Origin of the sequence: Nocardioides sp., from assembly GCF_035547795.1 — a bacterium.
GTDB lineage: Bacteria > Actinomycetota > Actinomycetes > Propionibacteriales > Nocardioidaceae > Nocardioides.
The window spans coordinates 23,057-30,188 of the sequence record NZ_DASZUF010000123.1; the positions used below are offsets into that span (position 1 = coordinate 23,057).

Genomic DNA, 7,132 nt, shown 5'->3' on the forward strand with positions numbered 1-7,132 from the left:
CGCCTCATGAGGCGCAGGCTGTACGTGCACGTGGGCGCCCCCAAGACGGGCACCACGTACCTCCAGAGCATCCTGGAGCTCAACGCCTCGCAGCTGGCCGACCACGACGTGCACTTCGTCAGCCAGGCGCTCGCCACGCCGACGCTGTTCCAGTTCCGCGCCGCGCTCGACCTCCTCGGCCGCACCGACTGGCAGGGTCCGATCGCGCGCAGCGACGGTGCCTGGGACGCCCTGGCCCGACGGGTACGGCGCCACCGCGGCACGGTGATCTTCAGCCACGAGATCCTCGCCGGCGCCAAGCCCAAGCATGTCGAGCGGCTCCGGCGTGACCTCGACGTCGGCCATGGCACCGAGCTGCACGTGGTCTACACCGCCCGTGACCTCGGCCGACAGCTGCCTGCCGCCTGGCAGGAGGGCATCAAGCAGGGCCAGCGCTGGACCTACGCCCGCTTCCTGCGCCGCTTCCAGCAGGAGCGGATGTGGTTCTACCGGGTCTTCGACCTCCCGCGGGTGCTCACCACCTGGTCGGCCGGACTGCCGCCGGAGCAGGTACATCTGGTGACCGTCCCCGCGGCAGGCTCCGACGTACCTCGCGACGAGCTGTGGCGCCGCTTCTGCCTGGCCTGCGGTATCGATCCGGCGTGGGCGCCGGAGGTGGGGCCGCGGGAGAACCGCTCGTTGGGGATCGCCGAGACGCAGGTGATCCGCCGGCTCAACCGCCGGCTGGGGCGCTCGGAGAGGCCCGGCGGACGGTACGACGCGCTGATCCGGCTGATGCTCGCCGAAGGCGTGCTGGTCAACCGCGACAGCGACACGGTCCGGATGCCGCCATCCCTGCACCCATGGGTCAGCGAGCTCACCGAGCGCTGGATCGGGTGGGTGGAGCAGAGCGGGATCGACGTGGTCGGCGACCTGGCCGACCTGCGGGTGCCGACCCCGGACCCGGCGGCGACCTGGCACGACCCCGATCGGCCACGCCCGCGCAAGCAGCTGCAGGCTGCCCTCGACGCCCTGGCCGCGATGACGCAGGAGGCCGCCCGCCGCGAGGACCCCGACGCCACCCTGGCCGCGAAGGTGAAGCGGGCCGGCCGACGGGCGGTGCACCGATGACGGCGTGGGTCGAGCACCTGCGGGCGGGCGGCACGACGCCGTGGGCGGACTTTCGACGGGCCGAAGGTGACCTCGCGACGCCGGTGGGGGCCCAGCAGCTGGAGGTGCTGCGCCGGCTCAACGCGCTGGGCCGACCGAGCGCGGACCTGGTGGAGCGGGTGCTGCGCGCCGACCTGGTCGGACGGGGCCGCGGCGACCTCGCCCTGAGCGGTACGCCGGAGCACCGCTTCGGCACGCCCGCCGTCGACCCGGCCACGCTGCCGCCCGCCGAGCTGCTGCGGGTGGTGACCGGACTGCTCGCCGAGGACGTGGTGGCCGCCGGCGCCCCGGCGCCACCGCGCCCGCGCCGGCCCCGGTTCCGCCGGGTGCGCTACCGGCTGCACGGCGACCCGTGGCTCGCCGTACCCATCCGGGAGGAGCTGGTGCGACGCGGCTACCCGACCGGCGGCGGTCGGGCGATGACCTTCCTGGTCGGCCGCGACCTGGGCTCGATGCTGGTCGACGCGTGGACCCGCCGGGCGCTGGTCGACGGCGTGATCGGCTGGGAGGGCTGGCTGGCCAAGCTGCGCCGCAGCGACCGGCTGCCGCCGCGGGCAGACCTGCTGCGGCAGGCGCGCTGGTGGCAGGCCCGGGTGGGCCATCACTGTGTGCGGATCGTGACCGACCCGGCACTGCTGCCCGACATCCTGCGCGTCCAGGGTCCGCTGCCGCAGCCGCCGACCGTCGCCGCGAACGCCGTCGACCTGGCCCGCCGGGTCGCACCGATGGTCGGGCTGCTCGCCGGCCACGACCGGCGCGAGCACCTGATGCGGCACGGCCTGCTGCCACGGCTGGCGGACCAGCCGGGCGAGCCCCTCGCCGTACCCGCGCGCTTCCGGCCGTGGCTGCTCCGCCAGGCCCGGGCGCAGCGCGAGGGGCTGCTCGCCGAGGGCTACGCTGTGCACGGCGATCTGGGACACCTCGACCCGGTCGAGCGCACCTCGGGCGGCGGGTCGCCGTCGGTGGAGGCGGTCCTTGAGCTGGGCCTGCGGATGCTGCTGGAGAGGAGTACGGCGTGAGCGGGCGGGTGCTGCTGCACGTCGGTACGCCGAAGACCGGCACGACCTATCTGCAGGACGTCTGCTTCCGCAACCGGCCGCTGTTGGCCGAGCACGGCATCCTCTATCCCGCCGAGCGGTTCGACGCGCACTTCCTGGCCGCGCTGGACCTGATGCGGCTGCCCTGGGGCGGCCTGGAGGAGCAGGCCGTGGGCGCGTGGGACGCGCTGGCGGCACAGGTCCGCGCCCACGACGGCACGGTCATCGTCAGCCACGAGATCCTCGCCCGGGCGACCGCCCGCCAGGCCGAGCGCGCGTTGCGCTCGCTGGGCCACGGCGACCCGCGCGATCCCGCGGAGGTGCATCTGGTGATCTCCGCACGCGACCTGGTCCGGCAGATCCCGGCGGAGTGGCAGGAGAACGTCAAGCACCGCACCACGGCCAGCTATGCCGAGTTCCTCGACGAGCTGCGCGAGCCCAGCCGCAGCGGCGTGATCGCGTCCTGGTTCTGGGCGGTGCAGGAGCTGCCCGACATCCTCGACCGCTGGCGGCACGATCTGCCGCCGGAGCGGATCCACATCGTCACGGTGCCGCCGCCGGGCAGCCCGCGCGACCTGCTGTGGAAGCGGTTCATCAGTGCGTTCGGGCTCGACGGGATCGACCTCGACCTGGGCACCGACCGCACCAATGTCGGGCTCGGCATCCCCGAGACCTACCTCATCCGGCGAGTCAACCAGCTGGCCAACGACGCCGTCGAGGCGCCCGACTACCGCGAGCTGGTCCGCGAGCTGCTCGCCCACCGCACCCTCGCCCACCGCACCGGCTCGCCCCGGATCGCGCTGCCGCCGGCGATCCACCCCTGGGTGTCGTCGCTGGCGACGTCGTGGATCGACGAGCTGCGCACCCAGGGGTACGACGTGATCGGGTCGCTGGCCGAGCTGGAGGGCAACCCGCCCTCGTCGTACACCGATCCGGACGAGCCGGCCTTGCCGGACGTGGTGGAGGCGGCCGCCGAGTCGATCGTCGCGTTGGTTCAGGACGTGGGCCGGCGGCGCGCCAGCGAGGAGCGGCTGCACCGGGAGATCGCCGTGCTGCGTGCCGAGCTCGACCGGGCCCGGATGAACCCGGTCCACCAGCTCAAGGAGCGCCTGTACCGGCTGCTGGAGCGCAGCTGGATGGGCCGCAAGGCGCTGGGCGCCTACTACCGGGCGCGCGGCAGCAGCTCGCGGCCCGCATAGCGGCCGATCCGCCAGGTGGCGTAGCCGTCGGCGCTCGCACCGACCACGCCGCCGACCACCGGGATCCGTCGGCCGACGGTGGTGGCCAGCCGCTTGCCGACCGCCCGGTTGAGCAGCTCGGAGGCCACCTGCGCGGTGATCGCGGTGGCGATAGCGGGGTCGCAGGCGGGGGCGGTGGCCAGCGCCATCGGCGGTGCCGGCAGCTTCTTCTGCTTGATCTGGCGCTCGATCTTGTCCTCGCCGAGCAGGCACTCCAGGATCGCGTTGCGGGTGCGCTGGTCCTCCAGGCTGTAGCCGCGCAGGTGGGCGATCCCGGCGACCATTCGGCACTGGATCAGGGCCAGGCCGGTGACGTTGGTGGGGATGGTGATCGCGGCCGTGACCAGGCCACCGATGTTGGTCGCGAACCCACCGACGCCGGCGTAGGCGACGTGGTTCTCGATCACCTCGCGGATCGCCTTGTCGACGTCGCCGTGCTGCTCTGCGAGCTGTTTGTCTGCCGCCGCCGCGGCCCCGGGCAGCGGGCCGACCCCGACAATGGCGCGGGTCAGGGCCTGCTGCACGAAGCTCGAGGTCATCCCGGGTGCGAACTCCACGATCTTCGGGGCAAGCGCACTACCGACCGTCGAGGCCACCTTCTTCGCGGGGCTCTTGCTCATGTCGCCGATCCTACGGAGGCGACGGTAGTTTCGAGCCGTGCCGACCGAGCCCGCCGCCACTCCGTGGCTGATGCCGGACCTGCGGTCGGCCGCGCTGGACGCCTCGCTGGACGACCTGGTCGCGGTCGGCGCCGACCTGGCGCCGGGCACGCTGCTCTCGGCGTACCGCCTGGGACTGTTCCCGATGCCGGGCGACGTGCCCGGCGAGCTGCTGTGGTTCTGCCCGGTCGCGCGCGGGGTGCTGCCGCTGGACGGGCTGCGGGTGACCCGGTCGCTGCGCAAGTCGCTCAAGCGCTTCGAGATCCGGGTCGACACCGCCTTCGACGACGTGGTCGCCGCGTGTGCGGACCCGAGCCGCGAAGGCGGCTGGATCGACGGGTCGATCATGGCGGCGTACGGCGAGCTGCACCGGCTCGGCTGGGCGCACTCGGTCGAGGCGTGGTCCGACGGCACGCTGGTGGGCGGGCTGTACGGCGTGGAGATCGGCGGGCTGTTCGCCGGGGAGTCGATGTTCCACCGGGCCACCGACGCGTCCAAGGCGGCGCTGGTCGGCCTGGTCTCGCTGCTCGCCGCCGCCCCCGGCCCGCGGGTGCTCGACGTGCAGTGGCGGACCCCCCACCTGGCGTCGCTCGGCGTCGTGGAGGTGCCACGGCGGGACTATCTGCGGCTGCTGGATGCGGCGCTGGGCTCGCCGGCGGCGTTCTCGCTGTAACACGCCGTTGCCGCATGTAACACGCCGTTCGGTGCAGTAGACGGTCGTTGCAACGACCGTCTAGTGACGTGGACAGCGTGTTACAAGCCTCAGACGACCTGCGGCGCGGCGCCGCTCTCGGAGACCATCGGCCGCCCGGCGGCCTCCCAGTCGAGCATGCCGCCGGCCAGGTTGACCGCCTCGTGGCCCTGCTGGACCAGCCACGCCACCGCCTGGGCGGAGCGCCCACCCGCCTTGCAGGTGACCAGGAACTGCCCACCGGGCACCTCGTCGACCCGGGCCGGCAGCTCGTTGAGCGGGATGTGCAGCGCGCCCTCGATGTGGCCGGCCTCCCATTCGAAGTCCTCGCGCACGTCCAGCACGGGCACGGGCAGCGGGTCGGGGACGCCGGTGATCTCGACGGTGGGGATGCTCATGGCCCTATTTCAACAGCTTCGACAACCGGCGGTCGGCCAGGGGCTTCCCGCCGGTCTGACAGGTGGGGCAGTACTGCAGCGCGGAGTCGGCGAAGCTGACCTCGCGCACCGTGTCGCCGCAGACCGGACATGGCTGTCCGGCGCGCCCGTGCACGGCCATGTTCGACTTCTTCTCGCCCTTGAGCTCGCTCGCGGCCAGCCCGCTGGAGCGCTGCACGGCGGCGGCGAGGGTGCCGCGCAGCGCGGCGTAGAGCCTCGCCAGCTCCTCCTCGGAGAGCGAGTCGGCCGGCTTGTACGGCGACATCCGCGCTGCGTGCAGGATCTCGTCGGAGTAGGCGTTGCCGATCCCGGCGATGGTGCCCTGGTGACGCAGCACGCCCTTGAGCTGCTTGCGACCGGCCTCGCGCAGGATGCCGCCGAGCACCTCGACCGTGAACGAGTCCGCCATCGGCTCGGGTCCCAGGCTGGCGATCCCCGGGACGTCGAGCGGCGCGCGCACGACGTACAACGCCAGCGACTTCTTCGTACCCGCCTCGGTGACGTCGAGCCCGGCCCCCGAGTCGAGCACGATCCGTGCCGCCAGGGTCGACTTCGGCGACGGCTTGGGCGGGATGGTCGGCACCTCGTCGCGCCAGCGCACCCAGCCGGCCCGTGCCAGGTGCAGGACGAGGTGCAGCCCGGAGGCCTCGATGTCGAGGAACTTGCCGTGCCGGGTGACATCGTCGACCAGCGTGCCCTCGAGCGCCGACAGCGGTGGGTCGAAGGTCTTGAGCGCGCTGAACTGAGCCAGATGGACCTTGGTGATCGCCCTGTCCTTCAGTCGCCCGCGCAGGTCGAGCGCGAGCGCCTCCACCTCGGGCAGCTCCGGCATGGGGTGAAGTCTAGGATCACCGCCGTGAACGACGCCGAGCATCGAGTCGAGTGGGCCCCCGCGATCCCGGCCGCGTTCGCGACGTTCCTGGTCGGCGTCTTCCTCTGGCCGGTGGGTGCGGTGCTGGCGGTCGCGGCGCTGGTGGGACTGGTGCGACGAGCCCGCGCCGGCGCCTGGACGGCGCTGACCTATGCCTTCCTGGGCGCGCTGGTGGGCGCGGTGCTGTTCGTGCTCTTCATCCTCATCACCAACACGACGGGGGGCATTCGCTGACTCGTCGCCCTCGGGCGCCACAATGGAGGCCATGAGCATGGCCGCCGGGCCCGGATCCAGACCGCAGGTGGTCGCCCACCGCGGCGCCAGCCACAGCAGGGCCGAGCACACGCTCGGTGCGTACGTCGAGGCGCTCGATGTCGGTGCCGAAGCCCTCGAGTGCGACGTCAGGCTCACCGCCGACGGCCATCTGGTCTGTGTGCACGACCGCACCATGCGCCGTACCGGCGGCGTGCCCCGGGTGGTGTCGGTGATGGAGCTCCAAGAGCTGGAACAGCTCAACGTGGCGCGCTGGAAGCCCGGCTGGGTGGAGGAGCCCGACCGCGACGAACGGCTCGACCGGGTGCTGACTCTGCGCACCCTGCTGGAGACGGTGCGTGACTACGACCGCCGCGTCGAACTGGCCATCGAGACCAAGCACCCGACCCGCTACGGCGGGCTGACCGAGCGTCGCCTGGCCGAGATGCTGGGCGAGTTCGGCTGGGACAAGCCGGGGTCGCCGGTGCGGGTGATGTCGTTCAGCTACACCGCCCTGCAGCGGATGCAGCGACTCACCCCGTCGGTACAGCTGGTGCAGCTGGTCGAGCGTGCCCAGTACTGGCCCACGCTGCGCCGCTTCGTCGACCCGGACTGGCTGATCGGCCCCGGCATCGGCGAGCTGCGCGACCACCCGCGCTTCGGCCGTCGGCTGCGCCTGGACGCCCGCCGGCTGCACGTCTGGACGGTCAACCAGGACGCCGACCTCGACCTCTGCCTCGAGCTCGGGGTCGAGGCGGTGATCACCGATCGGCCGGCGTACATGCTGGACCGGCTGAC

9 protein-coding genes are annotated in these 7,132 nt (G+C 72.8%); 6 read left to right on the forward strand and 3 right to left on the reverse strand.

What is annotated here, in order from left to right; genetic code table 11:
* The first annotated feature begins 6 nt into the window (after nt 1-6).
* From VHA72_RS08520 to VHA72_RS08530, 3 genes are read left to right on the forward strand one after another with little or no spacing between them, the layout of a single operon-like run.
* Nucleotides 7-1,110, forward strand: a complete 1,104-nt coding sequence (locus VHA72_RS08520) for a hypothetical protein (protein ID WP_325574212.1) — start codon at nt 7-9, stop codon at nt 1,108-1,110.
* Nucleotides 1,107-2,168: a hypothetical protein gene (locus tag VHA72_RS08525; protein ID WP_325574214.1), complete on the forward strand. Its 1,062-nt coding sequence runs from the start codon at nt 1,107-1,109 to the stop codon at nt 2,166-2,168. Before VHA72_RS08520 ends, VHA72_RS08525 begins: the two co-directional genes overlap by 4 nt.
* On the forward strand, nt 2,165-3,385 hold the full coding sequence (locus VHA72_RS08530) for a hypothetical protein (protein WP_325574216.1): 1,221 nt from the start codon (nt 2,165-2,167) through the stop codon (nt 3,383-3,385). Before VHA72_RS08525 ends, VHA72_RS08530 begins: the two co-directional genes overlap by 4 nt.
* Here VHA72_RS08530 and VHA72_RS08535 read toward each other — a convergent pair.
* Nucleotides 3,349-4,044, reverse strand: a complete 696-nt coding sequence (locus VHA72_RS08535; RefSeq protein ID WP_325574218.1) for an EcsC family protein — start codon at nt 4,042-4,044, stop codon at nt 3,349-3,351. The genes VHA72_RS08530 and VHA72_RS08535 overlap by 37 nt on opposite strands.
* Before the next feature lie 37 nt (nt 4,045-4,081).
* Between VHA72_RS08535 and aat the strand changes: the two genes are divergently transcribed.
* On the forward strand, nt 4,082-4,756 hold the full coding sequence (gene aat, locus VHA72_RS08540) for a leucyl/phenylalanyl-tRNA--protein transferase (RefSeq protein WP_325574220.1): 675 nt from the start codon (nt 4,082-4,084) through the stop codon (nt 4,754-4,756).
* An 89-nt stretch (nt 4,757-4,845) separates the two neighbouring features.
* Here the strand turns inward: aat and VHA72_RS08545 are convergent, their stop codons facing one another.
* Nucleotides 4,846-5,172: a rhodanese-like domain-containing protein gene (locus VHA72_RS08545; protein WP_325574222.1), complete on the reverse strand. Its 327-nt coding sequence runs from the start codon at nt 5,170-5,172 to the stop codon at nt 4,846-4,848.
* A gap of 4 nt (nt 5,173-5,176) precedes the next feature.
* Nucleotides 5,177-6,043, reverse strand: a complete 867-nt coding sequence (locus VHA72_RS08550) for an Fpg/Nei family DNA glycosylase (RefSeq protein ID WP_325574224.1) — start codon at nt 6,041-6,043, stop codon at nt 5,177-5,179.
* Between the two features lie 24 nt (nt 6,044-6,067).
* On the opposite strand from VHA72_RS08550, the gene VHA72_RS08555 reads away from it, so the two are divergent.
* Both VHA72_RS08555 and VHA72_RS08560 read left to right on the forward strand, forming a co-directional pair.
* Entirely contained in the window at nt 6,068-6,316 is a 249-nt protein-coding gene (locus VHA72_RS08555) for a hypothetical protein (RefSeq protein ID WP_325574226.1), read from the forward strand.
* Nucleotides 6,317-6,347: 31 nt separating this feature from the next.
* The coding region (locus tag VHA72_RS08560; protein WP_325574228.1) for a glycerophosphodiester phosphodiesterase at nt 6,348-7,132 on the forward strand (785 nt) is incomplete at its 3' end.

What these genes read in the sequence shown, in the direction of transcription:
- VHA72_RS08520 (WP_325574212.1), top strand. Translation starts at nt 7, where the DNA reads ATGAGGCGCAGGCTGTACGTGCACGTGGGCGCCCCCAAGACGGGCACC.
- VHA72_RS08525 (WP_325574214.1), top strand. Translation starts at nt 1,107, where the DNA reads ATGACGGCGTGGGTCGAGCACCTGCGGGCGGGCGGCACGACGCCGTGG.
- VHA72_RS08535 (WP_325574218.1), bottom strand. Translation starts at nt 4,044, where the DNA reads ATGAGCAAGAGCCCCGCGAAGAAGGTGGCCTCGACGGTCGGTAGTGCG.
- VHA72_RS08545 (WP_325574222.1), bottom strand. Translation starts at nt 5,172, where the DNA reads ATGAGCATCCCCACCGTCGAGATCACCGGCGTCCCCGACCCGCTGCCC.
- VHA72_RS08550 (WP_325574224.1), bottom strand. Translation starts at nt 6,043, where the DNA reads ATGCCGGAGCTGCCCGAGGTGGAGGCGCTCGCGCTCGACCTGCGCGGG.